The sequence below is a fragment of the Rhodospirillales bacterium genome (assembly GCA_016699855.1).
In the GTDB taxonomy this organism is placed as follows: Bacteria; Pseudomonadota; Alphaproteobacteria; order Reyranellales; family Reyranellaceae.
Genome location: CP064988.1, coordinates 1,361,476 through 1,387,500 on the forward strand (window position 1 = coordinate 1,361,476; position 26,025 = coordinate 1,387,500).

Sequence of the window (26,025 nt, forward strand, 5' to 3'; positions counted from 1 at the left end):
ACTGCATGGTCAATCCTCCTTCTCGATCCAAACCGGATGCGCGCGGCCGATGACAGCGGATGCCGGGATCGGCCCGAAGTACCGGCCGTCCAGCGAGTCGGCCGATTGCCAGTTCATCAGGAAGAGTTCCCCGGAGCCGATGGCGCGGCAGCCCTGCCAGGTGGGCAGCGGTCGGCCACGTCCATCGCGCTCGCGTGCCACGCCCATCGCGACCGTATCAACCCTGACGGTGAGGCCGTCCCGGCAAACAGTCTGACCGGGAAGCGCCAAGACGTGCTTCAACAGGGGAACGCCACGCGGCAGGTAGTTGCCGTCCGAGAGGAAGGTCGCGAGCGGTTCTGGCGGCATGACGGCGACGAGCTCGGAGACGTACCGCTCGTCGATCGACTGCAGCCGGTAGAGACCCACGGGCACACTGGCGGAGGCGTTCCACATGTAGAGCGGAGGTGCTGCCCTGCCGAAGGTCAGCGACAGGGAGCCAACACTGGCCAGCATGGCCAAGAGCGTGTGTGTTCGGCCGATCATGAGCCAATCCGCTGCCGGAGAAGCCAAGCCTTGTGCCGCGCCAAGGTGTAGGGTCGCAGCGCTTCGCCGACTGACAGACGATTGTGAACGTGGCGCCAGTAGTCCGGTGCGGCATCGGCCGCATCGATGCCCAGCGCCTCGACGATGTCGATCATCTGCAGCACGTGCTTGACCTTCGGCCAGCCCGAAGCCCGCAGCAGGATGTCGGCACCAGGGCGCACATAGGGAACCGTTGCGCAGGCTTCGCTGGACCGAACGGCGCGCAGGATGTCGATCCGCGAGGCGACCGTGCCGTGGTCGTTGGCGGCCCAGCGCACGAAGGCGAAGATGCTGCCCGGAGCAAAGGACAGGACACGCCGCCGCCGATCGAGAATCTGCTCCGCGGCGGCGCGGCCGAAGCGGATCCAGTGCTCGGTCTGCTTCTCGAGCCACAGGAGCTCGACATGGGTGAGATCGCTCATCCGGCACCTCCGTTCCCTGTCGGAAGCACGTGCCGAGACAGTCCCCTTACCGGGCTGACTGTTATCCTCGACTGTGGATGAGTGCGGCCCGTTAGACAGATTCCGAAGGAATCTGAGTTAGGGAAGTTACGGCTGATCCAACCTGTTGAGCGCCAAGGACTTTCCAGCGATTCCGGTCCCCGATAGCACGAGGATCGGGTCCCCGATGGCACGATGGTCGCCGTCCCCGATAGCACGAGGCGAGTCACAGCTTGTCCCCAGGGCGAGCGTGCATCGTCGCCAGATCACGCAAGACCGGTGTGAACACGAGACGCTCAATGCCGCGCTGTCCCCGCTCTACTACCAGCCGGTAGCCCGGCAGCGTCTGGCGGCGCACGATCTCGCGCAGGTCGTAGGCGAAATGCTTGAGCGGCGAGAGGCTGCCGGACTTGGCGTGAAGATGCGGGAAATCGAAGCTCCAGCCGCCCGCTTGGCGACCGCCGTGCTTGCGCACGACACGGTAGAGCCAGCGCTCCAGTCCGCCCGTCAGGTCGAAGTAGGCCCGGTCGATCGTAAGCACAAGCGCATCGTCCAGCACGCCGGCGTAGAACCAGTCGGGCAGGATTAGCTCGAGCCCGAGCGGTCGGCCGTTCGCGTCGGCGGTCTCCCTCCATTCGTTGATCCACGAGAAGCGGTGACGCCGCCTTTCCGCCGGCTGGCGGATGGAGGTCAGCACGCTGGTCGATTGCAGCCGGTCGAGCGCGGCCTTCAGGCGATCGTAGTCCCGCGCGCCGGTGCCGCGGCCGACGAAAGTCAGAATCTCATAGGGAGTTGCCGCCATCAGGCGCGACGTCGTCAGTCCGGCATCCCTCGCCTCAATGATCTGCGAGGCCGCCCAGATCAGCACGTCGGCGTCCCAGATCGTCGCCATGCCGTGGTCGGGTACAGCCTCGACCCGTATCGCGACCGTGCGGGTGCGGTACTCGATCGGCTGGACACGCTTCGACTTGGCAAGAGAGAAGAACGGATAGGCCATGAGGTCCTGCGCGTCGCGCGGTGCAAGCTCGCCAGGCAACGCCCGGAACAGGTCGAGTTGGTCCCGCTCGCTGGCGCGCTTGTGCCGAGAGGTCACGCTCCGCTCAGCGCCGAGCGCGGGTGGTATTGGCGGGCGAGTTCATGTGCGGCTTGGCCGGCAGCACGGTCCCGGTGCCGGGATCGGAGGTCGAGGTCTTGGCCCCGCGATCAGCCCAGGCCTTGAGGTCTTCGACGGCATAGACGACGCGACCGCCGATCTTGCGGTAGGTCGGACCCGTGCCGTAGGTCCGATGCTTCTCCAGAGTGCGCCCTGACAGGCTGAGGAAGCGGGCGGCTTCGGGTGTGCGCAGAAAGCGTGGCGGCAGGCCGGCGGTGGGATCGGGCATGCGAGAGGCTCCGTGGTCCTGGCGAGAGCCGTCGACGGCGACGGCGTATCGACGGTCACGGTGGCGGAGAACGGCGGCGCGGGTGGATGATGGAGTCGGGCGGCCACGGCGGCGCCACCCCTTGCGGACGCTAGCGCCTGCCGCGCAGGAGCTTGCGGTAGTCCCCCTCCATGGTGGCGATGCCGTCCTTGACGAGCCGGATCGTCTGGCCGCGGCGCGAAGACGTTTTCCAGCCATCGCCAATGGTGCCGGGGGCGTAGAGAGCCTCGGCAATCTCGCGATAGCTTGCCCCGGCAAGATGACCATCGAGAGCACGCACCATCGGAACGAGGCGCTGGCGCAGACGTGCCGTGATCGTCCAGGCGCGTGGAACGCGACCAGCCGGATGGCCATCGAGGCGGCGACAAAGCCGCAGCAGGCCGGAGACGCGAAGCAAGACGTCGTCGTCCAGTGGAATGAGAGCGGCCATCGGCGCACCGGGGCGCACTCCGCGCAGCCACAGGCGGTGCGCACCGTCGCGGGCGGGCAAGACGACATGACGGCCGTCCGGCCCCTGAATGGCAATCACGCCTGGCGACCGATCGAAGTGCTGGGAGCGACGTGCGGCGGCAAAGCTGTCCGGCGCCGGAACGAGGATCACGGCATGGGGCACCAGCTCCGGCCGCCACGCCGGCGAAACCTCGGTGGCCCTGAGCTCAGGGTCGCAGGCGAAAAGAAAGCCCCCATCGTTCGGCGATGGCAGCGGCTTCGCGGGCCGTTGAGTCAAGGATCCGGACGAAATCCTTCCGGTATTCCTGATTGCGCCGCAAGAACTCCCACGCCAATTCCGCGCGGTCTAGCTGTTCCAGATAGTCGTAGTTGCTCGGTGATCTCCAGTCCGGCCCCCGTGGCATACGCTACCTCCACGTTCCAAGAGCCTGCACCATCAGCGATGCCGACTTATGCGCGGGAGGGCGGCCGCGGAAGTCCCACAGATGGAACGCGCGATGCACCGACCGCAGCAGGCGCTCCGGCGGTGGGCGGGCTTCTGCGGGTCAGTTCAAGCGCGGGCGCAGGAGATTCTCGTGGCCCGCGTCCATCATCCAACGGGCGCGCGCCAGATGACTGTCGTGGACGATGCGGGCACGTTCTGGTTCACGAGCCGGGTCGAGACCGAAAATGATTCGGACTGCCTCACGCCAATCGGCACCTTCTTCTTCGGCATCGAGCAGGCGAAGATACGTCGCGAGGTGGCGCTCATCGTAAGGCGTGAGCTTTGCGCTGATAGGCGGGCGATCATCGAAGGCTGGGATGGTCATGGTGGCTACTTCCAAGCATACGGATGGGCCTATTCGTGAACGTCGCGCATCGTGTTGGTTCCGCTCAATGCTTTTTGGCGATGCAGGCGATGCATCGCGTGCATCTTTCGGGTGACGCACGGATGACTGTGAAAGACAGACGAATGGCACGGTTGCATTAGAAACATGGTGCTAGGGCACATCGAGCAGCGTCCTTGAAGCTCGATGCCGCGTATTATAGTACGTAGCGCCAAAATACGCGACCCCCTCCTATCCTGCGGATGGACATTCGCAGGGTTTTCGGTGCCAACGTCAGGCGCTACAGGTTAGCGGCGCATCTTAGCCAGGAGGCGGTGGCGGAGCGCATGGGTGTTGATCGAGCTCATGTCAGTGCGATCGAACGCGGACTGCAGAACGCAACTCTCCTGACCATATTGCAGGCGGCCCAGGCGCTGAACGTGCAGCCTGCAGAACTTCTCGAGGAGAATGTCCCTAAAGCGAAGAGCTGAATTCTTGGCCATGAGGGAGACACCGCAGGCGCGACCATCACGGCGACCCTCTTCAATCGCCGGCTTCTCGCTGTGGCGTCACCCTGTTCGAGATTCATTAGCGTGGGCATTGCGAAAGCCCTGCGCCGCTCCTTCTGCCTTCACGGCCTTATGGCGGATGACTCGGCATTAAAAAGCCCCGCCCGGCGGACCGGGCGGGGCTCTGGGGACGTCGGCTTACTCGCCGTTCTTCTTGCGGCTGCGCGACCAGATCAGGCTGAAGCCCTCGCCGTCCTCATCGTCGAACAGGTTGGCGAAGATCGGCGCAGTGAAGCTCGGATCGTCGAGCTTGAGCGAGAGGTAGTCGCGGCCCTCGTTGGAGCGCTTCGACCAGGCGGCCCCGATCTCGGCCCGGCCGACGAACACCCGGTGGCTGGGCGCGTTGTCGTTGCTCCGGTTGGCCTCGGGGACGATGCGCACGCCCCTCGCCTGGACGCTCAGCGTCAAGATCTCGCCTTGGTACTCGTTGCCGGACTTCTTGAAGGAACCGATGTTGGCCATGTGACTTCTCCTTGCTGTTTCGAGCCCCGCGACCATCGCGGTCTCGATGGCGATCTGCAGGCCGGAGGCGATCGACGCCGCACCCGTTCACGGGCCGGAGCAGAGCGGAGGATGGCGGCGGGGCGACTTTCTTGCCTCGCGAGGAATGGGCGAAGCCCAGGGGAAGAAAGTCGAGCCGCCGCCGTTGCGGTCAGGCGATCGAGGTGCAGCCGGCCTTCGGCCAGATCAGCCAAGAGAGAGGCCGTGGGTCGCGCGCCGAACAGCATCCTCGGGAGAAGTCGTGGCCAACCGGAAGGCTCCTGCGCAAGAGGTCCGGCGCACCGGCGAAGAGACGGCGGCCATGGCGTAGAAAAAGGACTGCATCGTCTCAGCTAAACGGATCGCAGAAAGCGCACCTCGCCCGCTGTCGGCTCGCCAGAGGGACGCCTCCTCGAAATGCTCACAGAGGGCTGCGTTCGCCCGTCGCGTCGAGACAAGCAGTCACCGCCGTGCTGTTCACCAACCTGTTCGATGATGGGGAAGCTAAGAGCGTCAGCGGCCCTGGTCGTGCAGGCGCCCGTCAGCAGGCGAGTAAGCGCTCCCGGTGCCCTGCCCGTCCGGCGGCGGGGCCAACAACACAAGACGCGAGAAGGCTGTGCAACCGGAGACAACGGCGCCGACCACGGCGAATGCCGCCTGCCATACGCCGCTGGGCATGCCGATGCCGGCCAACGCAAACGACACCTGATAGCCGGCGATCGCAGCCGGGATGCCATAGAACAGACCGACAACGGCCCGGATCAGCGGCGTGCGCGTGACAGCGAAAGCGAACTGTCCAAGCGCCAAGGTCGCGCCGCCCACCAGCAATCCGACAATGAGCGCACCGATGGCGCCGGCGCCGCTGTGGAACGCCAATCCTACGGCGAGTCCGGCAAAGGTGGGCAGCGCATAGATGGCCAGCGTGAACAGCAGCCAGCAGAAGAAGCCGAGGCCTACGATGCTGAGAAGAATACCGGCAGCAAGCATGGTGGATCTCCGTGACCAGGGTCGAACGGTCGCGCCTTCCACCACCACCATGGCGCCGCCGCATCTTATCAGGATTGAAAGTGGCCGAAGAGAGACTATGGGTTGCAAATGGAAGACGCCAAGTCTCGATGACGTCGAGCAACCGCACTCGAGCCAAGGGAGGGAAAATGGCGAGACCTCGACGCAAGACCGACCTGCCGGTCTCCGAAATCCGGCGCTACCTCGAGCCGGGTCCGATCGTGCTGGTCACGTCGGCGCACGGCGATGAACGCAACATCATGACCATGGGCTGGCATACAGTCATGGAGTTCACGCCATCCCTGATCGGCTGCGTGATCGCCGGCGGCAACCACAGCTTCGACCTGATTCGGCGCAGCAAGGAATGCGTCATAAACCTGCCCACCACCTCGCTCACCGACCAAGTGATCGGCGTCGGCAACACCTCCGGCGCGGAAGTCGACAAGTTCGAGAAGTTCAAGTTCACGCCTGAGAAAGCCGAGCATGTCAAAGCGCCCCTGATCGGCGAATGTCATGCCAGCTTCGAATGCAAGCTCGCCGATTCGAGCCTCGTCTCGAAATACAACTTCTTCATCTTCGAGGTGGTGAAGGCGCATGCTGCGGCCTCGCCGAAGCATCCTGAGACGCTGCATTATACCGGCGACGGCGTCTTCATGGTCGCCGGCAAGATCATCAGCCGGCGATCGCAGTTCAGACCGGGCATGCTGTAGAACCCGCCGACTAAAGCAGTCCCAGCGACCGGAAGGAGGCATGGGTTCCGTGCCCGATCACGACATGGTCGTGCAGATCAACGTCGAGAGCCTTGGCGGCTGCCTTCAATTCGCGCGTCATCTCGATGTCCGCCCGCGACGGCTTGGGATTCCCACTGGGATGATTGTGCACAGCGATGAGGGCAGAGGCATTGAGGACCAGGGCGCGCTTCAGGACCTCGCGCGGGTAGACGGGCGTGTGATTGACCGTGCCACGCTGCTGCACTTCGTCGGCGATCAGATTGTTCTTCTGATCGAGGAACAGCATGCGAAACTGCTCGACCTGCTCGTAAGCCATTGCCGTCTGCAGGTAGGCGATTAGCGCCTGCCAATTGCTTAGCACTGGCCGCCTGCGCACTTCTGCTTTGGCCATGCGGCACGCGATTTCCCGGACCAGCCGGAGCAGGGCGATGTCGTGGCCTGTCAGTCCGAAGGCGCGAAGCTGCGCTGTTTCGGCCGTGATGACGTGGCCAATGCTGGGAAAGTGCTGCAGGAGCGCCGGAGTAGAAGCCGAGCGCGGCGATGCAGCCAGCAAGCCGGCGAGCAGATCGTGCTCCGTCGTCTCTTCAGTGGTCAGGACAACAAGACTGTCACTGAGACTTCGAGCAGGCGACGCAGACGCAAGAGCCGAAGATGATGCAGACATGGATCGGTTCCGGAGAGCAGGACGGGACGAGCCAGGCCGCTCTCTCAGGCCCTTCGGCTCACCCGCCTTCAGCCATCCTCTTGCTCTTGACGGTCCGGCCTCCCTCGTCGGGCCAGAACGACGCGCAATGGACGCGCAGGGACCAGGCGCGCCTTTCGCGCGCCCGGGAAACCTGTTGCGAAAAGGAAGCGGCGCTCACGCGCCGCCCGAGCCGAAGCGCCAGATCGGGATGCCGAGCTTGCGCGCCTTGTCGGCGAGGTTCTCCTGGATGCCAGAGCCCGGGAACACGATGACGCCTATCGGCAATATCTCCAGGATCTGGTCGTTGCGCTTGAAGGGTGCGGCCTTTGCGTGACGGGTCCAGTCGGGCTTGAACGGAACGTGCGTCACCTTGCGGCTGTCGGCCCAACGGGCAGCGATGCGCTCGGCGCCCGTCGGCGAGCCACCGTGCAGCAGGACCATGCCGGGATGCTTGGCGTGGACCTTGTCGAGCGTGGCCCAGATGAGCTGGTGGTCGTTGCAATCGACACCGCCGGTGAAGGCGATCTTGGGACCGGCAGGAACGAGGAGTTCGGTTTCGGCCCGGCGCCGGGCTGCCAGGAACTCGCGGCTGTCGATCATGGCGGCGGTGAGAGCGCGATGGTTGACCATCGAGCCGGTGCGTGGCCGCCAAGCCGAGCCGGTGTGGGCCTCGAAGCGCTCGGCGGCCTGATCGCGGAAGAGCTCCATGGCATTGCGACGCTCGATCAGGGTCAGTCCCTCGGCGACGAAACGCTCCAGCTCTACCGAGCGGATCTCCGAGCCGTTCTGCTCCTTCTGGCTGCGCCGCTGCGCCTGCTCGTTGCCGTCGAGCTCGCGCTCGATCCGGTCGACGGCGCGGTGGAACAGGTTGACGGTCGACCACAGCAGGTCCTCGAGGTCGGGCTCGAGGCGGGTGTCGGTGAGGGTCGAAACCAGCGCATCGAAGATGTCGACGACCGCGCCGGCGATGGTCGGGGCTTCGGGCAGTGGTCTCGGATCAGGCTCGTCCTGGAAGGGGCGGTGGCCGTAGAGCTGCAGCTCGGTGAGGACGTGATCGGTCGGGGATGACGCGTGCAAGGGCTCGAATTCGGGATCGTCGTTGGTCGCCATGATGCTGTCCTTTGTCGGATCGGGCCGCGCCCATCGCGGCCTTCGTAGGCGTCGACAGACGGCGGGCGGAACGGTCCCGCACCGCGCTTGCGGCCGGAGCGCAGCGGAGGACGGCGGGCCGAGGCTTTCTTGCCTCGCGAGGAATGCCGGCGCAGCCGGCTGGGGAAGAAAGCCGCAGGCCCGCCGTTGCGGGAGCGGGCTGCCTGCCGTCCGATCGCCCCTCTAGAAAGCCGGGGCGCGCTCCCGTCCGATCCGAAGGGCAGAAGAGCGACCGATGACGAAGGGACCCGCCGTGTCCGTGTTCATCCCGTCACGGCCGAGGCCAGGAAGCGCTCCATATCCTGCGGGACGAGCTGCCGGCGCACCGATGCCCGGAGCCCTTCGATTCCGAGGCGACGGAGATCGTCATTGAAGTCGTCGAAGCAGGGCGACAGGACGAACGGCTCGATCCCGGCGGCGTCCGCGCGGTTGCACAGGGTGGCCTTCGCAGCATCGCCGGCCGGGTCGGCATCGCGAGCGACATAGAGACGGCGCAGTGTCGATGGAAGCAGCAGAGCGGCGAGGTGGTTGGCCGAGAGCGCGGCCACCATCGGCAGGGTCGGCAGGATCATGCGCAGCGACAACATGGTCTCGATCCCTTCGCCGGCAGCCATGACGTCGTGGGCCACACCGAAGCGGACACCGTGCCCGAGAAGATGGCCCATTGCCCGTCGTGGTGAAGCGATCGGCGCCTTGTCGTGGCCTGACGGATCGAGCCAGGTGCGGTGTGCTCCGGTGATCGTGCCGCCAGGATCGGTGACGGCGGCTATCAGTGCCGGCCAAGTCTCGATCGGGCTGTCCTCGTCGGGCCGGTAGTAGCAGTGTGGATGGAAGCGCAGCGGATCACCGTGAGCCACTGTCGTGATTCCGCGATTGTGCAGGTAGCTCTGCGCCAAGGTGCCCATGATCGGCCGAGAGATGGCATAGAGACGGCGAGCGGATTCCGGCGAGCCACGAGGTGCAGGATATCGATCCTGCCGGGCAATGAGGGGGGCCGGCGGCAACGCGAGGAATGCGCGCGCCTCGTTCAGCGTATCGCGCAGGCGATCGAGGCCTCGATTGAGGGCGATCAAGTCCAGCAGATCACCATGCTCTCCGGTGGCCGAGTCGGTCCAATGCCCGGCAGCACCTTTGCCATGGTCCGGACCGCTCAAGCGGACGAACAGGCTGCGGCCCTTCGTGTTGGTGACATCGCCGACCAGCCAGTAGCGACCTTCGCGACGGCCATTGGAGAGATAGTGACGGCACACCGCTTCTGCATTGCGCGCGAGACGGCGGGCCAGGTCGGCGGCAGGCGACGACATGGCCGCGCCCTTACGCGGCTGCCCGATCGGCGATGCGCACGATCGGATAGCGTTCCATCAGCCCGGCGAGAATCGAAGGGCCGGCGGCGTCGGTCGGCACGAACAGCCGCAGCTTCCAGGCGATGATCTCGGACATCAGCCCCATCGCCCTGAAGCGACTCACCATGCCGTCGGTGAAGCCGCAGAGCTCCACCCGGTTCAGCCCCATCACCCTGGAGCGGCGGACGCTCAGTCCGTCTTGCAGCTCGAGGATGGTTCGACCGTCGAGCACGGAGGCCCAGGCATCCGCCCGCGCGAGGCTCACGCCATCGGCGCAGACGGCCTGCGCCACCCAGGTTGGCGACACCAGCCGACCGATGACGCGCTCACCCGCATCGGTCTGCAGGCGGTAGACCCGCATGGACTCGTCCGGCAGCCGTTTCCAGATCGGCAGCAGCAGTCCGGTGACGATATGGAGCTCGCTCTCCGTGAGAGGAGGTATCTCGGCGAGCTCACGTGCCCAGGCCTGGGCAAAGGCAGCTTGATCCGACCGTCGCCAGTGCGACTGCTCGAGGGCCGCCATCGAAAGGGTTGTCCGCTCCATCGGACGCACGAGCCGTACGCGGCGTTCGACCTCGCCGTCATCCAGCATGACGCTGGGCGCCGGCACCTGTACCGCCGGCCGGCCCGACTGCGCATTGACGAGCAGGACCGCGCGAGGATCGCCGGCCCGGTCCAATGCCTCGGTCAGGGGAAGAGGCTGATTGCGCTCCTGGCGGCGGACAGTGAATACCTGCGTCTCGGCGCCGGTCGTCGGATGGACATGGACCACTTGGCGCTGGGTCACCGCTAGGCTCTCCGCGGTCAACGTCTCGACGCCGACGTCGTAGGTGCCGGAGGTGCGTGCCCCTTCGATCTTCGCGCGCAGCAGATCCTCGAACACGCCGAACAGCGTGTTCTGAAGATCGATGGTGAGTGCCAGCAAGCGGTTGAGGAACGTCGTGATCGGCGGCAGCTCCTCGCGCAGGCTGCCGTCCTGGTCGGTCAGGTGCAGGCCGGTCGCCGCCTGGAAGGCCTCCAGCGAGCAACCTTCGACCTTGCCGGCGAACAACAGGAGATAGAGCTGGCGCAAGGCGGCTCGACCGTAGGGCGATTCGAGATTGTCGTCGGCCCGGAACAGGCCCTGGCCGCCGGTCTGGCGCTGGCCCTTGGTGATGGCGCCCAGGGTGTCGAGGCGGCGGGCGATGGTCGACAGGAAGCGCTTCTCGGCCTTCACGTCCGTGGCAATCGGCCGAAACAGGGGTGGCTGGGCCTGGTTGGTGCGGTTGCTGCGTCCCAGCCCCTGGATGGCCGTGTCGGCCTTCCAGCCGGCCTCCAACAGGTAGTGAACACGCAGGCGCTGGTTCCGGGCCGAAAGGTCGGCGTGGTAGGAGCGGCCGGTGCCGCCGGCATCGCTGAACACCAGGATGCGCTTGTCGTCGTCCATGAAGGCCTGCGCCTCGGCGAGATTCGCCGAACCTGCACGGTTCTCCACGCAGAGGCGTTCCCCCTTGCGGACGATCCGACGTGACCGACCCGTCACCTCGGCGACCAGGTGGGTGCCGAAACGCTGCACGATCTGGTCGAGCGCGCCCTGCACCGGTGACAGCGACGCCAGCCGCTCGATCAGCCGATCGCGACGCTCGACGGCGTCGCGGCACTGCACGGGCTGACCGTCGCGATAAACCGGCCGGGAGGAAAGATTGCCGTCGCCATCGGTGAAGGGCTCGAAGAGTTGGGTCGGGAAGCTGTGCGCCAGGTAGTCGAGCACGTACTCGCGCGGCGTGATGTCGACTTGCACGTCGCCCCACTCCTCGGTCGGGATGTCGGCAAGCCGCCGCTCCATCAGGGCCTCGCCGGTGGAGACGATCTGGATGACGGCGGCATGCCCGGCTTCAAGGTCGTGCTCGATGGCCCGCATCAGCGTCGGCGTCTTCATCGACGTGATCAGGTGCGAGAAGAACCGCTGCTTGGCGGATTCGAAGGCCGAGCGCGCGGCTGACTTCGCCTGCGCGTTGAGCGCGCCGCGCTCGCCGGTGACGTTGGCAGCCTGGAGCGCGGCATCCAGGTTATTGTGGATGACCTGGAACGCACCCGCATACGCGTCGTAGATGCGGATCTGCTCCGGCGTGAGCGAGTGCTCGACCAGCTCGTACTCGACACCCTCGTAGGACAGGGAGCGGGCGGCATAAAGGCCCAGCGCCTTGAGATCGCGGGCGAGCACCTCCATCGCGGCAACGCCGCCAGCCTCGATCGCTTGGACGAACTCGGCCCGCGTCGCGAAGGGGAAGTCCTCGCCGCCCCAGAGGCCCAGCCGCTGCGCGTAAGAGAGGTTGTGCACGGTGGTCGCGCCCGTGGCGGACACGTAGACGACGCGGGCATTGGGCAGGGCATGCTGCAGGCGCAGGCCGGCACGGCCCTGCTGAGACGGCGCCTGATCGCCGCGCTCGCCCTTGCCCCCGGCGGCATTGGCCATGGCATGGCTTTCGTCGAACACGATCACTCCGTCGAAGTCCGACCCCAGCCAATCGACGATCTGCTGGACCCGCGAAACCCTTTCCTCGCGCGCGTCGGTCCGTAGCGTGGCGTAGGTGGTAAAAAGGATGCCCTGCTCCAGCCGGATCGGCGTACCCTGGCGGAAGCGGGCGAGCGGCGTGATCAGCAGCCGCTCCATGCCGAGCGCAGACCAGTCGCGCTGGGCGTCCTCGATCAGCTTGTCGGACTTCGACACCCACACCGCACGGCGCCGGCCCTGTAGCCAGTTGTCCAGAAGGATGCCGGCGACCTGGCGGCCCTTGCCGGCGCCGGTGCCGTCGCCCAGCATCCAGCCTCGCCGGAAGCGCACCGCGTTCTCGGCCTCATCAGGCGCGGCCGAGACGACGTCGAAGGTCTCGTCGACTGACCACGAACCCGCGAGGTGCCCGCCATGGGCATCGCCGGCATAGATCACACTCTCAAGCTGCGCGTCGGACAAAAGGCCGTCGGTGATGACCTTGGCCGGTAGCCGCGGCCGATAGCTGGGCTTGGGGGGTGCGACAGACGCCATGGCCGCCGACTGCACGAGCCGTGTTGGATGCGACTGCGCACCGACGATCCGGATCGCCTGCAGCTCGTATCCTTCATACAGCGCCTCGGTGAGGCTGCTGTTCTCGGCCGGCTTCCAATCGACGGTTTCGTAGGCGAGCTCGATGCCAGCTCGTTCGAATGCTGCCGGTGTGACGGTTGTTGGCCGTGACGAAGAACCGGGCTTGGCACGAAGCGGGCCAAGCCGAGCGGCTGCTCGCTCGGAAGAGACACCATCGACCCGTGAGCGCGGTGGGAGGTGCTGCAGCACCCAGGAGAGCAGCGTCGCCACATCGGGTGCCATCCCAGGCGATGCCGGAAACGAGCTGGGATCCTCGGCCGGCCTGCGATCGATGACGGTCAGGCGGGTATCAGCCGTCGTGCCGTGCCGGGCATAGACGCGCCCATCGATCGCTGCCGAGAACACGACGCGACCGCGCTCCTGCAGGCGCACGAATCCGTCGCGCCAGGATGGATTGTCCGGCGAGAGACTGGCGCCGGTGATGGTGACCAGGCGCCCACCTTGGGCAAGGCGGGCAAGCGCCGACGAGACATGGCGCAGGGCAGCATCCGCCACCGGTCCGTCGACGTGTGCCGCAACCGAAAACGGCGGATTCATCAGCGCGACGCTCGGCACCATCGCCGCATCCAGATGGTCATGGATGTGGGCCGCGTCATGCCGGGTGATGTCGAGATCGGGAAAGAGCCGGCCCAGCAACGCGGCGCGCGTGTCGGCCAGCTCGTTCAGGACAAGGCGGCCGCCGGCGAGCTCGGCAAGGATCGCCAGCAGGCCGGTGCCGGCCGATGGCTCGAGGACAACGTCGTTCGGGGTGATCGCGGCCGCTGCCGCGACGACGAACGCCAGATCCACCGGCGTCGAGAACTGCTGCAACGCCTGGCTCTCCTGCGAGCGGCGCGTATGCGTAGGCAGCAGCGCCACGATCTTGCCCAGCATCCGCAAGACACCTGCGGGTGAAGCGGCCTGAGCGCGGATCGCGGGGCCAAATTTGCGGAGGAAGAGAATGGTCGCAGCCTCACAGGCCTCGTACGCGGTCTTCCAATCCCAGGCGCCGTCGGCGTCAGAGCCGCCGAAGGCGTGCTCCATGGCGGCACGCAGGAGAACCGCGTCGATGCGCCGGCCGCGTTCGAGATCGGGGAGAAGACGGTGCGCCGCAGCGATGATGCCGACGGACGAACCAAGGCTCGGCGCGAGCGGGTGCAGCGGCGCAGGAGCCGGGAGAGGAAGGACAGACATTGGAGGAGACCTCGGGAGAGCGGGAACGGGCGAGCCGTGAGGCGCTCTCTCTGGGACCCGCCGGCTCAAACCCGTCCCGGCCGTCCTCTGCCTCTCATCGTGTCGAAGACGAAGAACGCCCTATCTGTGCGATATCGCCGCCATGAAGGCCACCAGCGCCTTCCAATTGCCCGTCATCTTTCGGGCGGCAAGAAAGATCTGGAAGTGGGCGACATTCACGTCGATGAAGGCCGGGCGAAAGCCCTTCGCCTCCTCCTGTTGCTGCCGCGTCGCCCAGAAGACGTGCCACAGGTCATATGTTGCGGGGAAAGTCGCCTCATTCCGCATCAATGCGCGCAACGTCGCAAAATCCGGCTGCGCTACCCGTGGCATCAGGAACACCTTTCGCTCGACCATCCTCGATCCCGCGCCGGCATGGCGCTTCTACGTCCAACGCTCATGTCGCGGGATCGCTCCTGCCCGCCATTTGCAACAAGGTGTTGTGAAAAGCGGGACGGCCGAAGCCGCCCCGCGATTGCCGTCACTCCGCGGCAATAGCCTCCGGTACGTCCGCGACCGTGTCATCGTTCTCGCCAGCCAGGAAGGCGGGCAGTTCCTCGGCCGCCTCGTCCAGCCCGGCGGATGCGGCCGTGCCATCCGGCAGCCTGAGAGGCTCGGGCAGCCAGCCGGTTCCCTCGAGCAACCGCTCGGCCTCTGTCGCCATCTCGGCCTTCTTGAGATGGTCGATCAGCTGCGCAGCCTGGTCGCCCTTGGCTTCGCGTACCGCCTCCAGGATGCGAGGCTTGGTGACGCGGCCGAGGTAGTTGTCAGCCGTCGGCCGCCAGCCGGCTTCCACCATGTCGAGGCCGACAGCACGGGCAAGACGATTGGCCTGGGCAATCCGCTGCTGCACGCCGTGCGCCGAGACGCCCGGCCCGCCATACCGGTCACCCTTCTCGTGGAGGGCATTCACCCCAAACGAGACGCAGTGCGCCAGCAGCGCAGTGCGGCGGCCGTCGTCGAGCGCTGCAAGCCAATCCCACAGCGCGTCATCATCCTTGGGCAGCTCGGCCTTCCAGGCGTCGTGACGGTCGGCGACCGCTTTGGCAGACGAACTTTCCTTCAGATCGGTGGCCTGAACGGGGAAGAATACATGCCGCACCGAGGCTTCCAGGCAGGCGCCAGGAGCGCTGTGCTGGAACGTATCGAGGCAGAGCTTGTGCAGCAGCGCCGTCAGGGCGACTTGCGGACTTTTCGCCAGTGCGTCCTGCAGCGCCAGGGTGCGATGAGCCGTCAGCTCGCTCACGAGACGTTCCGGCAATGGCTTGATCGCATCGTCGCCGTCGTCCTCCGGCAGCTCGCCGCCGATGGTGATGAGGGTACGCTGGGCGGGAGCGGCAGGTGCAGTCTCAGCCGCCCCGCCGATCTCGCCTGCTGCCGGATTTGCGCTGCCCGCCGGCACCGGCTCATCTTGCGGCTGGACATAGCCTCGATCGGCCGCAAGGTGTCCGTCGGCGTCGATGCTGACGAACACACCGGCACGCCCGATCTCGGCCGGCTCGTAGCGGACCGGGCGATTCTCGACGGCGGCAAGCGCTTCCTCGATCTCGCCCAAGCGCGCATCGATCTCGTCCGGCAGCTCGTCGGCCCCCTCATACTCACCCTCGAGCTTGGCGTGCTCGGCGGTCAGAGCTTCGAATGTCGCCTGCTCATCAGAGGTCAGCTCGATCTCCACGCCGTCCAGCCGCCGAAGATGCTGGGCGTGGCCGTACCGGAAATCGATGGCCACCTCGATCCACTTCCAGCCTTCGATAGCGATCTTCTCGGCCTGGGCTGCCAGCTTCTCGGTGGCCAGACGATCGAGCAGAGCCACGTCCTGCAGCCAGCCGCCGCCGTCTTCCTCGAACAGGTCACGTAGGAGCACGCCACCGGCTGCTTCATAAGCTTCAAGCCCGACGAACCGCGCCCGTCGGTCCGAAGCCCGCACGGCGCTCTCCGTGAGCTGGCGGCGGATCAGGTAGGGCTCCTTGTTGTAGGATTGCTGAAGCGCCTCCCAGACCTGCTCCTGCCGGTCATGGTCGGTGCTTACGGTGAAGGCCATGAGCTGCTCGAGGGTCATGCCGTCCTCGGCATAGATTCCGAGCAGCTTCTCGGAGACGGAAGCCAGGCGCAGCCGCTGCTTCACCACAGCCGGCGCCACGAAGAAGCGGGCGGCGATCTCCTCCTCGCCGGCGCCCTTGTCGCGCAGCGCCTTGAAGGCGCGAAACTGATCTAGTGGGTGCAGGGCGACTCGCTGGACGTTCTCGGCCAGAGAATCCTCCTCTGCCGAGATGTTAGCTGTGGGATCGCGCACGATGCACGGGATCGGAGCTGTCTTTGGCAAGCGCTTCTGCTTCACCAGCCGCTCAAGGGCCCGGAAGCGGCGACCGCCGGCCGGGATCTCGAATTGGCCGGTTTCGGTGCCCTCGGGGTCGAGCACCGGGCGGACGTTGAGGCTTTGCAGGAGGCCGCGCCGGGCGATGTCCTCGGCCAGATCCTCGACTGAGACGCCGGCCTTCAAGCGCCGGACATTGGACTGGCTGAGCACCAGCCTGTTGAAGGGGATGTCGCGCGAAGAGCTGAGGGTGATCTTCTGAACGGCCTTTGCCATGAGGAATACTCCGCGACGGACGGCCGGGAGACACTCTCTCGACCTCCAATCCGTCGTGGAAACCGGCGCAGCCCTCTCACTCTCCCCTGCAAAGACCGGGGACACAGGACGTCACCGCTGGCGCTCTGCACGAATGGGCTGAACACGCCGCTGTCCTAGAGTCCAAAGACAAAGCGCGGCTGACGACCAAGGACGCGCAAGCAAAGTGGGTAATCGCCACGATTGGTGTGCTATCATGAGTTGCGCCCTGTCCTTCTGAATAGGTAGTCAGTGCACTGCGAAGTTCGGTTTCCGGCCCAATGGATCAACGCCTCGCGCTTTGATCTCGCGCTACGCGCTTCCTGCGGCCCCCATGATCCGAGGACATTCGAGGTGACATTCGACGTCCCCAGCGGCTGCAAAATCATGGTCGAAGCGGCGATCCGCTTTCTGTCCCTCGCCAATCAACTGGCGGCGACAACACGACGCGTGCGCATGAAATTCGAAGAGGGCGATACCGGGACAATGGGATACCTCAATCGGATGGGCTTCTTCGACCATCTCGCGGCTGAAGTTGAAGTGCTCCCGTCTCGGCCAGGCTATTCAGCGGCAGAAGCCCACCGGGGAGGTAACGCGGCGCTGGTCGAGATCGCGCGTATCAGCAAGGATGAGCGCGACGAGGACCTTCCTACCCGCCTGACCGCCGCTCTCATGCGTTCTTGCCATACTCGGCCGGACGCTGCCGAGCTTGAGGGCGCGGCATGGACCATCTTTGCCGAGCTGATCGACAACGTCTTCTCTCATAGCAGCACCCTCCTGGACGGATACGCGGCGCTACAGGTCTATCCGAAGGGCGATCGGCTCTCGGTGGCGGTGTCGGACAGCGGTCTTGGGATCATGCAAACGCTCCGGCCGACCATAGGAAAGGAATTTCCGAGGCTCACAGGCCTTTCCGACACCCAACTGCTTGTCGAAATATTTCGGCAGGGACTGTCTCGGCACGGTCCCGATCGGGGCTGTGGGCTGAAGGGAAGCGCCGCCAAGGCCATCAAATTTCAAGCCGTTCTCGATGTGCGGTTGCCCCGTCAGCGCGTCGTGCTGATCCCCGCGCGAGGCGCCTATAAGGTCAACACTGCGGACTGTTACGACGGGCTTCCGCTCATGTGGGGCACGCACATTGGGTTCGGCTTCCGACTTGGGGGTTGATTTATCGGCCAAGTCTGCTTAATTGGATTAAATGAACGAGGACGTTCGCGTGCTTGCCCTGCGTGAAATCATGGATCGCCCAGAAGGTTGGGGGCGTGCACAGGGACGCGAGGTCTATCAGCGTCTGCTCAGATCGGTGGAAGAAAGCCCAGGAACACTAGTGTTCAAGATCTCCATGAAGGACGTCAAGCGGGTCGACATATCGTTTGCTTCGGAAACGGTGGTGGAGATTGCGCGGCGATATCGTGGAAGCAAAGGCTTTTGTCTGATCGACTTGACTGACCCCGATCTGATCGAGAATTGGGATGCTGCAGCGGCAAGGAAGGGCCAACCGCTTCTCGTGTGGGAAGGAAGGACGGGCCGGCTTATTGGAGCGGAACCGACCCAGGGTTGCCGGGAGGCTTTTCAGTTTGCACTGCGTCATCCAACCGTGCGTGCCGCTGAGTTTGCGGAGAGCAAGAGCGATATGACGATCGCGAATGCGAGCATGAAGTTCAAACAGCTCTGGGAGCAGGGATTCTTGCTCCGGCGAGAGAGTGCCGCGAATTCAGGTGGCGTCGAGTTTGTGTATCAGCGAGTGGGCTGATTTTTTTTAACCGCCGTTAAGTGGATTCAATGAACGAGAACAATGCGAGCATCGACCATGACTGAGCGGCGGCCCTTTAGAGTCCTCAGCCTGGATGGCGGAGGCATGCGCGGAACGTATACCGCGACCTATCTGGATCTTGTCGCAGCGACTTTTGCGCGGCAGCGCAATGTCGCTGCCCTTGATATTGGAGCGGCCTTTGATCTGATCGTCGGCACCAGCACCGGTGGGATCATCGCCTGCGCTCTCGCCGCCGACGTGCCGCTGAAGAACGTCGTGGCACTCTACCGGCGACACGGGGCGAGCATCTTTCCACGGGCAATGCCTTCCGGCCTGAGCAGTGCGATCGTTGACCTCTACAAGCGGCCGGCTGCATTGGCAGCAGGTACGGAAAGCCTGCGCGCGGCGCTCCAAGCTCAGCTCGGCCACAAGACGATGGGCCAGATCTACACCGAGCGGCACATTGCGCTCGCCATCCCGGCGGTCGAGATGAGCCAGCATCGGGCGTGGGTGTTCAAGACCCCGCACCTTCCGGGCACCAATCATCGCGACGACAACTACAGCTTGGTGGATGTTTGCCTCGCAACATCGGCAGCACCCGTCTATCGCTCGCTGGCGGCCGTCAATCATCCTGCAGCTGTCGCGTCGGCCACCGTTCAAGCCGCGCCGAACCAGCTTCAGGACGAGACCGACGGTTTCAACATGTTCGTTGATGGCGGGCTGTGGGCGAACAATCCTGTGCTGGTCGGTCTGGTCGATGCGCTCGATCTCACCAAATCCGGCCAGGAAATCGAGATCTTCTGCCTTGGGACCTGCCCGATGCCGGCAGGCGAGCAAATCTCGAAAGACGCCACTCATCGCGGCCTGGCCGAATGGAAGTTCGGCGGCGAAGCGGCGGCGCTTTCCATCGACGCCCAGCAATTCGCGTTCGACCATGTCGCCAAAAAGCTGGCGCGTCACGTCGACCGTAAATGCACGATCATCCGTTTCCCCAGTGAAAGGGTGCCAGCTGCCCTGATCCCCTATCTCGGTCTGGACGAGACGCGCCCCGAGGCAATTCAGGCCCTCGTCAACCAGGCGCGCACGGACGCCGACATGACCAACAGCAAATGTGCGTATGCGAACAGCGATCCAGAGGCGGCTCTGATTTGCGCGCTGTTCAGCTCGGCGCCGCCACGTACCGAGCCAGTCTCCGACGGGTCGTCGAAGACAGCAAACACGGCGGCAGGCTAGCAACAGGAAAGAGGACGTAGAACATGTTCGATTGTGCAAAGGACGTATTGGCATATCACAACGAGAAGGTGACCTTGCCGCAGGCTGAGCAGACCGATATGCGCAACCGGCGAAACGCCAATCGCGATCGTCTCAAGAAAGGTCTCAGCAGCGCGGGGAAGCCTGCGCCGCGGGAGTTCGTCGTTCAGGGAAGTTACGCCATGAAGACCATGACGCAGCATCCCGGCAAGGACTACGACATCGACGACGGCGTCTATTTTCACAAGGAAGACCTTGTCGGCGATCGGCGTGCGGAGATGTCTGCCCTGCAAGCGCGTCAGATGGTGCGGGACGCTCTAGATGATGGGTCTTTCAAGAAACCGCCGGAGGTCCGGAAAAACTGCGTGCGGGTCTACTACGAAGCCGGTTTTCATGTCGACGTACCGGTCTATCGACGCGTGACGACCAAGAACCTCTGGGGAAATGACACCTATCACTACGAGCTTGCGGCCAGCGATTGGAAGCGCTCGGATGCGCGTGCCGTTGCTTCATGGTTCGAGGCCGAGAACGACCGCCAGAGCCCCGACACAAGCAACGGACGGCAGCTTCGCCGCATCGTGCGGCTGATCAAGAAATATGCCCGCAGCCGCGACAGTTGGAAGGGCCAGGTCCTGAGTGGCTTCGGCATCACCAAACTTGTGACGGAGCGTTATCGTGCCGATGCCGGCCGGGAGGACAAGGCGCTTTACAATACGATGGTCGCAATTCGGGATCGGCTGCGCGGATCTCTTGTCATCGATCACCCTGTCACGCCGAACGAAACAATCACCTCCGGATCAGACGATGCGCGCGCACGATTTCTGCGCGATAAGCTTTCAGAAGCAATCGACAATTTGGCGCCGCTCTTTGAGTACGGGTGCACACGGCAACAAGCTTTGAAGTGCTGGGACAAGGTGTTTGCAACCACCTTCTTCAGTGACCGGGCGGAGTCGCGGGCGCAGGCTGGCGCGAGCCTGTTGAGTGCTGGCACTGTCGCGCCGGCGGCAGCTCCGCTGGCTTTCCCGAAGGCGCCTCGCGTTGACGACAAGCCGCGTGGATTTGGCTGATGTGGTGGGTGCAGGATCCGGTTCGCCTGAAGCAGGAAGTTGCAGCCATCGAGAGGCTGCAGATCGACCATTCGTGGCTTTCAACGGCAGTACCTCGGGCACTTCCGGCGTTTAGGCTTGGTTTCGACTTCGACATCACGGTCAGCGGAGTAACCCATCCATTTCTGCTGACTTATCCGGCGTTGTTTCCGGCAGCACCTCCGCAGATCACGCCACGAGACGGCCGGCGCCTATCTGGGCATCAGTATGGCGACGGCGGCGAGCTTTGCCTCGAATACCGGGCCGACAATTGGGACCCTGCCGTTAGCGGCGCGATGATGATCGAGAGCGCTCACAGGCTCTTGGTGGCCGAAGATCCTGACACGCAGCACCATGCACCGGCGCCTTCAGCACATCGCACATCGATTGGTCAGGACTTGCGAAGTCAGACATTTCGGTTCTTGGTGACGCGAAGCCTACTCGAGCATGTGGGCACCCTTCCCTGCCCCAGCATTCAGCAAGGCTTCGTTAAGGAAGCGCAGCCCCCGAAAAAGATCTGGACGGCGCATGTCGGACGACTTGGCTCGGAAACAGCACCAGACTGGGTCGAAACGGGCCTAGCCATCCCTGGATCGGCCGGTGAAGCATGCCTTCTGCTGCGCGTCGCAACTCTCGACAGTGTGCCCACACGGCCAGACCACGCGGCATTGGAGCGATTGGTCCAAGACGCTGGCGCCACGCCAGCGGAGTTCTTTGATGATCATTCGAACCGCTTTGTTGTGCTCGCGACCGAGCATTCGGCACGAGCGTTCTTTTCATATCTGAAGGCCGGCGAACGGCATGTGATTCCCTATCAGACTGTCGACTTTTCGGACGACGTGGGCGGCCGCTTGCCCCCCAGCTACGCAACGCTTCAGTCGAAAAAGGTGGGGCTTGTCGGCTGCGGGTCGCTCGGCTCGAAGATTGCCGCAAGTCTTGCCCGGTGCGGTGTGGGCGCAATCGTCCTAGTAGACGATGACATCCTGAAGCCAGGCAATTTGCTGCGTCACGAGCTCGACGGAGGCAGTGTCGGCGCCCACAAGGTAGACGCGCTCGAGGCTCGCTTGCTGGCCCTGTCGTCAGGCATAAAGGTGCGAGCGTTTCGTGTCGCGCTGGGCGGCCAAGAATCCTCGGGCGGCACAGCAATCGTGCTCGATGAGTTGGCCACCTGCGATCTCTTGATTGATGCCACCGCAGATGCGCACGCCTTCAACTTTGTCGCCGCGGCGGCGCGCAGCGGTCTTCACCCGATGGTGTGGGCGGAAGTCTACGCCGGTGGCATTGGTGGCTTTGTAGCCAGGGTGAGACCTGATAAAGAGCCGCCGCCGCATTCGGCCCGGCGGCAATATCTTGCCTGGTGCCACGATCAGGGCGTCCCTTGGCACGGCGGCGATCGTGAATACGGTGCGGCCGGCCCGGACGATCGGCCTCTTATTGCGGATGACGCTGACGTTGCCGTGATCGCCGCGCATGCGACGAGGCTGGCGCTCGATACTTTGATTCAGCCCGCGGAATCGGCTTTTCCTCATCCGGCCTATGCCGTTGGTTTCGCTGCAGCCTGGATCTTTACCGCCCCCTTCGACACCAGGCCGATCGACTTCGGTCCTGATGGACCATGGTCTACATCCACTCCAGAGAAAACAGAGGAAGCCATCGATTTCATGGTTGCGCTCTTGAAGAAGGCCAAGGATGAAGGTCGAACAGACACCGGAGGTTGAACGGCGCATTCGACTAGCTCTTCGCAAGGCCGGCCGTCGTGAGATCGGCGGCATGCTTATGGCCGAACAATTGTCTCTCGACCATTTTCGCATTGTCGACTTCTCAGTCGATGGCTTTTCCGGCTCGCACACGCACTTCCGCCGAGACCCGCAGATTCATCGAGCGACGCTCGATGATTTCTTCGAGCGCACCGGTCGGGACTACGAGCGCTTCAACTATCTTGGCGAATGGCACTCTCACCCTTCGTTCTCCGTGAGGCCGAGTGCCGAAGACGTCGCCACCATGACGGACATTGTCCAATCGCCTGGGTCGCCCATTACCTTTGCAATGCTGCTAATCGTACGTCTCCGGTGGCGATATTGGCTGGACTACTCACTGATTGCCTTTGTGGCCGCTCGGGACAGCGTTGAGCTGCGATTGACTAAGTCGTCTGCCCGCTCGGCTCCCGGCGGGCGCCAAGCTCACTCCTGAGAAGCGCAGCGAGCGTTCACGCCGACCAAAGCACGTATTTCTGCGACGCTACACTTCGCCCTAACGCGCCAACGCACGAGATGGCTCGCCGTATATGCGCAAACGTCGCCAACCACACGCTGGCGGTTTGCGTTGTTTGGCGCAGCGACAACGCCAATGTTGATGTCTCGGCTATTTTCCTTGACCAGGTACGACGGCGTTATGGCAAAGTTCGCTGGACAGCGACCAGAAGACGCTACTCGGCTCGCAGAGCCAGGGTTGACGCTCGTGTCACAGTCGGATGGCAGCGCCGATCCTCGAGTCGTCGAATTGGTGCGCATCCTTGCGAGACGCGCGGCACGGCAGTGGTATGCGGAGTTGGTCGAGACTCGCCAGCGCTTACAGGAGGCCAACCTGCCTCCCGATTGAAGAACGCGGAGGTAAAGACATGAAGGTCGCGATTTACGCTCGCTATTCGTCTGACAATCAGCGCGTTGCCTCCATTGCCGATCAGTTTCGTGTTTGCCGTATGCATGCCGAAAAGCAGGGTTGGACCATCGTCGAGCAGTATTCAGATCAGGCGATCAGCGGCTCCACCCTCATCCTCCGTCCGGGCATTCAAGCGCTGGTCAACGACGCGCTCCGTGGCTGTTTCCAATTCGTGGTCGCTGAGGCGTTGGACCGGTTGAGCCGGGACCAGGAGGACATTGCCGGCCTGTATAAGCGCCTGCGGTTTGCGGGCGTGCAGATGGTCACCCTCGCCGAGGGCGACATCTCCGAGCTGCATGTCGGGCTGAAGGGCACGATGAACGCTTTGTTTCTGAAGGACTTGGCAGACAAGACGCGGCGCGGATTGCGTGGCCGAGTCGAGGAAGGAAAGTCCGGAGGCGGCAACAGTTACGGCTACGATGTCGTGAAGCAGTTCGCTTCCAATGGCGAACCCATCCGTGGCGATCGGACCATAAATGAGACTGAGGCCGAGATTGTGCGGCGGATTTTCCGCGAGTACGCCGCCGGAAAGTCAGGAAAAAGAATTGCCGCTGAGCTCAACCGTGATGGCATTCGTGCACCTGGCGGCGGCGACTGGGGCTTCAGCACGATCAACGGGAATCCCAAACGCGGCAACGGCATCCTCAACAACGAGGTCTATCTCGGTCGCCTGGTCTGGAACAGGCAGCGCTTCTTGAAGGACCCGGACACGGGGAAGCGCGTATCACGCCTCAATCCGCCCGAAGAATGGATCGTCAAGGAGGCGCCAGATCTCCGAATCGTCGACGATGCGCTCTGGCAGGCGGTAAAGGTGCGCCAGCGGGACGTCAAAATAGCGCGGCCTCCCGACGGCAAGGAAGTCGAGAACCATTTCCGCGACCGGCGCCGTCCCAAGTACCTGTTCTCTGGGCTGACCCAATGCGGCTGCTGCGGCGGCGGCTACACAATGATCTCGGCCGATCTTGTAGGCTGTTCCACGTCACGCAACAAAGGGACCTGCTCAAACCGCCTCAACATTCGTCGAGATCGCGTCGAGGCACGTGTGCTGAATGCCCTGCGCGATCGCCTTATGGATCCGGCACTCTTTGCTGCCTTCTGCGAGGAGTTCACACGAGAGGTGAATCAGATCCGGATAGAGGCGCGAACCTCGCTTGTGGCGGCTCGGCGCGAGATCGAGCGGATCGATCGTGAAATCAAGAAGTTGGTCCAGGCCATTAAGGGCGGGGTCCCTGCGCTCAGCCTCAAGGAGGAACTACTCGGAAGGGAGGCGCGCAAAGCGGAATTGGTGCAAACACTTGCCTCGGCCGAGAGACCACCCTCGTTGCTTCATCCCAACATGGCCGACCACTATCGGCAGCAGGTTGCTGAGCTCCACGCAGCCTTGCAGGAAGAAGCGCTTGAGAAGCGGCTTCATGCCGGCGAGGTCCTGCGCTCGTTGGTGCAGCGGATTGTACTTACGCCAGAAGATGGTGAACTCAAGATCGAACTGGTAGGCGACCTTGCTGGCATCCTGAGTGTGGCGGCCAATGCAAAAGGCCCGAGCGGGCCTTCGCAAGTTGAAGTGGTTGCGGGAGGGCGCAGCTATCAGAACTTACGGACACAAAAAAGCCGCCCGGTGAGGGCGGCTGTTCTGTCCAACTTGGCTTCGCAAGTTGAGATGGTTGCGGGGGCAGGATTTGAACCTGCGGCCTTCAGGTTATGAGCCTGACGAGCTACCGGGCTGCTCCACCCCGCGGGGGTGTGGTACGGGGGCGTGGGTTCGTGGAGATGGTGCGACGTTTCCGGGTGTTGCGCTCTTTGAAGGCCTGGCGGCGACCTACTCTCCCGCGACTTGAGCCGCAGTACCATGGGCGCTGAGGGTTTTCACGGCCGAGTTCGGGATGGGATCAGGTGTGCACCCCTCGCCACAGCCACCAGGCCGTCGAAGAGCGCGGCCGGGGACGTGTCGACGTGTGTCGTGTCGGGCAGGGAAGCGCCCGCGCGGCGGGGGCTCGCCGTCGCACGGGACGCGGAAGAAGGATCAAGCTCTGTCGAGCGATTAGTACCGCTTGGCTGAACGTGTCGCCACGCTTGCACCCGCGGCCTATCGACGTGATGGTCTATCACGGCTCTCGGGGAGACCTGGTTTCGAGGAGGGTTTCGCGCTTAGATGCTTTCAGCGTTTATCCCGTCCGCACATAGCTACCCGGCGATGCGGCTGGCGCCACAACCGGTACACCAGAGGTGCGTCCATCCCGGTCCTCTCGTACTAGGGACAGCGCCTCTCAAGTCTCCAACACCCACGGCAGATAGGGACCGAACTGTCTCACGACGTTCTGAACCCAGCTCACGTACCGCTTTAAATGGCGAACAGCCATACCCCTTGGGACCTGCTCCAGCCCCAGGATGCGATGAGCCGACATCGAGGTGCCAAACCTCCCCGTCGATGTGGACTCTTGGGGGAGATCAGCCTGTTATCCCCGGCGTACCTTTTATCCGTTGAGCGATGGCCCTTCCACGCGGGACCACCGGATCACTATGGCCGACTTTCGTCTCTGCTCGGCTTGTCTGCCTCGCAGTCAGGCGGGCTTATGCCATTGCACTCCACGACCGATTTCCGACCGGTCTGAGCCCACCATCGCGCGCCTCCGTTACTCTTTGGGAGGCGACCGCCCCAGTCAAACTACCCACCATGCAGGGTCCCGGACCGCG

The 26,025-nt window shown here is 64.0% G+C and carries 23 protein-coding genes, 1 tRNA gene and 2 rRNA genes (1 of these 26 only partly in view); 9 read left to right on the plus strand and 17 right to left on the minus strand.

Annotated elements, in window-relative coordinates; genetic code table 11:
- Positions 1–9 precede the first annotated feature (9 nt).
- The 6 genes from IPK81_06375 to IPK81_06400 form a co-directional block, all read right to left on the minus strand.
- Positions 10–525, minus strand: coding sequence for a S26 family signal peptidase (locus IPK81_06375; GenBank protein QQS13835.1), 516 nt, complete (start codon positions 523–525; stop codon positions 10–12).
- Positions 522–986, minus strand: coding sequence for a DUF2840 domain-containing protein (locus IPK81_06380; GenBank protein ID QQS13836.1), 465 nt, complete (start codon positions 984–986; stop codon positions 522–524). Before IPK81_06380 ends, IPK81_06375 begins: the two co-directional genes overlap by 4 nt.
- 244 nt (positions 987–1,230) lie before the next feature.
- Positions 1,231–2,097: a replication initiator protein A gene (locus IPK81_06385; protein QQS13837.1), complete on the minus strand. Its 867-nt coding sequence runs from the start codon at positions 2,095–2,097 to the stop codon at positions 1,231–1,233.
- 7 nt (positions 2,098–2,104) lie between these two features.
- Positions 2,105–2,386, minus strand: coding sequence for a helix-turn-helix domain-containing protein (locus tag IPK81_06390; protein QQS13838.1), 282 nt, complete (start codon positions 2,384–2,386; stop codon positions 2,105–2,107).
- Between the two features lie 130 nt (positions 2,387–2,516).
- Positions 2,517–2,855 (minus strand): DUF2285 domain-containing protein, encoded by a 339-nt coding sequence (locus IPK81_06395; GenBank protein ID QQS14980.1) that lies wholly within the window; start codon positions 2,853–2,855, stop codon positions 2,517–2,519.
- A 565-nt stretch (positions 2,856–3,420) separates the two neighbouring features.
- On the minus strand, positions 3,421–3,684 hold the full coding sequence (locus IPK81_06400) for a DUF2285 domain-containing protein (protein QQS13839.1): 264 nt from the start codon (positions 3,682–3,684) through the stop codon (positions 3,421–3,423).
- 260 nt (positions 3,685–3,944) lie between these two features.
- Between IPK81_06400 and IPK81_06405 the strand changes: the two genes are divergently transcribed.
- The gene (locus tag IPK81_06405) at positions 3,945–4,172 is read left to right on the plus strand and encodes a helix-turn-helix transcriptional regulator (GenBank protein ID QQS13840.1); all 228 of its coding nucleotides are present in this window, start codon (positions 3,945–3,947) and stop codon (positions 4,170–4,172) included.
- A 216-nt stretch (positions 4,173–4,388) separates the two neighbouring features.
- Here the strand turns inward: IPK81_06405 and IPK81_06410 are convergent, their stop codons facing one another.
- Complete coding sequence (locus IPK81_06410) at positions 4,389–4,712, minus strand: DUF736 domain-containing protein (GenBank protein ID QQS13841.1); 324 nt, start codon at positions 4,710–4,712, stop codon at positions 4,389–4,391.
- A 531-nt stretch (positions 4,713–5,243) separates the two neighbouring features.
- Positions 5,244–5,717, minus strand: a complete 474-nt coding sequence (locus IPK81_06415; protein ID QQS13842.1) for a hypothetical protein — start codon at positions 5,715–5,717, stop codon at positions 5,244–5,246.
- A gap of 167 nt (positions 5,718–5,884) precedes the next feature.
- On the opposite strand from IPK81_06415, the gene IPK81_06420 reads away from it, so the two are divergent.
- Positions 5,885–6,445 carry a flavin reductase family protein gene (locus IPK81_06420; GenBank protein ID QQS14981.1) on the plus strand — a complete coding sequence of 187 codons (561 nt, stop codon included), beginning with the start codon at positions 5,885–5,887 and terminating at the stop codon, positions 6,443–6,445.
- A gap of 10 nt (positions 6,446–6,455) precedes the next feature.
- On the opposite strand, the gene radC is transcribed toward IPK81_06420, so the two are convergent.
- The 6 genes from radC to IPK81_06450 all read right to left on the minus strand — a co-directional run bounded on the left by radC (position 6,456) and on the right by IPK81_06450 (position 16,569).
- Complete coding sequence (radC, locus tag IPK81_06425; GenBank protein ID QQS13843.1) at positions 6,456–7,130, minus strand: DNA repair protein RadC; 675 nt, start codon at positions 7,128–7,130, stop codon at positions 6,456–6,458.
- Positions 7,131–7,325: 195 nt separating this feature from the next.
- Positions 7,326–8,261, minus strand: a complete 936-nt coding sequence (locus tag IPK81_06430; GenBank protein ID QQS13844.1) for a DUF2493 domain-containing protein — start codon at positions 8,259–8,261, stop codon at positions 7,326–7,328.
- Positions 8,262–8,563: 302 nt separating this feature from the next.
- Complete coding sequence (locus IPK81_06435; protein ID QQS13845.1) at positions 8,564–9,604, minus strand: toprim domain-containing protein; 1,041 nt, start codon at positions 9,602–9,604, stop codon at positions 8,564–8,566.
- A gap of 10 nt (positions 9,605–9,614) precedes the next feature.
- The gene (locus IPK81_06440) at positions 9,615–13,940 is read right to left on the minus strand and encodes a strawberry notch family protein (protein ID QQS13846.1); all 4,326 of its coding nucleotides are present in this window, start codon (positions 13,938–13,940) and stop codon (positions 9,615–9,617) included.
- Positions 13,941–14,060: 120 nt separating this feature from the next.
- Positions 14,061–14,336 (minus strand): hypothetical protein, encoded by a 276-nt coding sequence (locus tag IPK81_06445; GenBank protein ID QQS13847.1) that lies wholly within the window; start codon positions 14,334–14,336, stop codon positions 14,061–14,063.
- 124 nt (positions 14,337–14,460) lie between these two features.
- A complete protein-coding gene (locus IPK81_06450) occupies positions 14,461–16,569 on the minus strand; it encodes a ParB N-terminal domain-containing protein (GenBank protein ID QQS13848.1) in 2,109 nt (702 codons plus the stop codon).
- 372 nt (positions 16,570–16,941) lie between these two features.
- On the opposite strand from IPK81_06450, the gene IPK81_06455 reads away from it, so the two are divergent.
- The 7 genes from IPK81_06455 (at position 16,942) to IPK81_06485 (ending at position 25,036) form a co-directional block, all read left to right on the plus strand.
- Positions 16,942–17,754: a sensor histidine kinase gene (locus tag IPK81_06455; GenBank protein ID QQS13849.1), complete on the plus strand. Its 813-nt coding sequence runs from the start codon at positions 16,942–16,944 to the stop codon at positions 17,752–17,754.
- A gap of 31 nt (positions 17,755–17,785) precedes the next feature.
- The gene (locus tag IPK81_06460; protein ID QQS13850.1) at positions 17,786–18,340 is read left to right on the plus strand and encodes a hypothetical protein; all 555 of its coding nucleotides are present in this window, start codon (positions 17,786–17,788) and stop codon (positions 18,338–18,340) included.
- Positions 18,341–18,397: 57 nt separating this feature from the next.
- Positions 18,398–19,573, plus strand: a complete 1,176-nt coding sequence (locus IPK81_06465) for a patatin-like phospholipase family protein (protein ID QQS13851.1) — start codon at positions 18,398–18,400, stop codon at positions 19,571–19,573.
- Between the two features lie 23 nt (positions 19,574–19,596).
- The gene (locus tag IPK81_06470) at positions 19,597–20,658 is read left to right on the plus strand and encodes a hypothetical protein (GenBank protein ID QQS13852.1); all 1,062 of its coding nucleotides are present in this window, start codon (positions 19,597–19,599) and stop codon (positions 20,656–20,658) included.
- Entirely contained in the window at positions 20,658–22,394 is a 1,737-nt protein-coding gene (locus tag IPK81_06475) for a ThiF family adenylyltransferase (GenBank protein QQS13853.1), read from the plus strand. Before IPK81_06470 ends, IPK81_06475 begins: the two co-directional genes overlap by 1 nt.
- Complete coding sequence (locus tag IPK81_06480) at positions 22,366–22,866, plus strand: Mov34/MPN/PAD-1 family protein (protein ID QQS13854.1); 501 nt, start codon at positions 22,366–22,368, stop codon at positions 22,864–22,866. Before IPK81_06475 ends, IPK81_06480 begins: the two co-directional genes overlap by 29 nt.
- 427 nt (positions 22,867–23,293) lie before the next feature.
- Positions 23,294–25,036: a recombinase family protein gene (locus tag IPK81_06485; protein ID QQS14982.1), complete on the plus strand. Its 1,743-nt coding sequence runs from the start codon at positions 23,294–23,296 to the stop codon at positions 25,034–25,036.
- On the opposite strand, the gene IPK81_06490 is transcribed toward IPK81_06485, so the two are convergent.
- From IPK81_06490 to IPK81_06500, 3 genes are all read right to left on the minus strand, one after another.
- Positions 24,993–25,069: transfer RNA gene (locus tag IPK81_06490), tRNA-Met, on the minus strand. The two genes, IPK81_06485 and IPK81_06490, sit on opposite strands and share 44 nt — an antisense overlap.
- Positions 25,070–25,137: 68 nt before the next feature.
- A 5S ribosomal RNA gene (gene rrf, locus IPK81_06495) occupies positions 25,138–25,252 on the minus strand.
- A 99-nt stretch (positions 25,253–25,351) separates the two neighbouring features.
- Positions 25,352–26,025, minus strand: a 23S ribosomal RNA gene (locus IPK81_06500) (it continues 2,075 nt past the right edge of the window).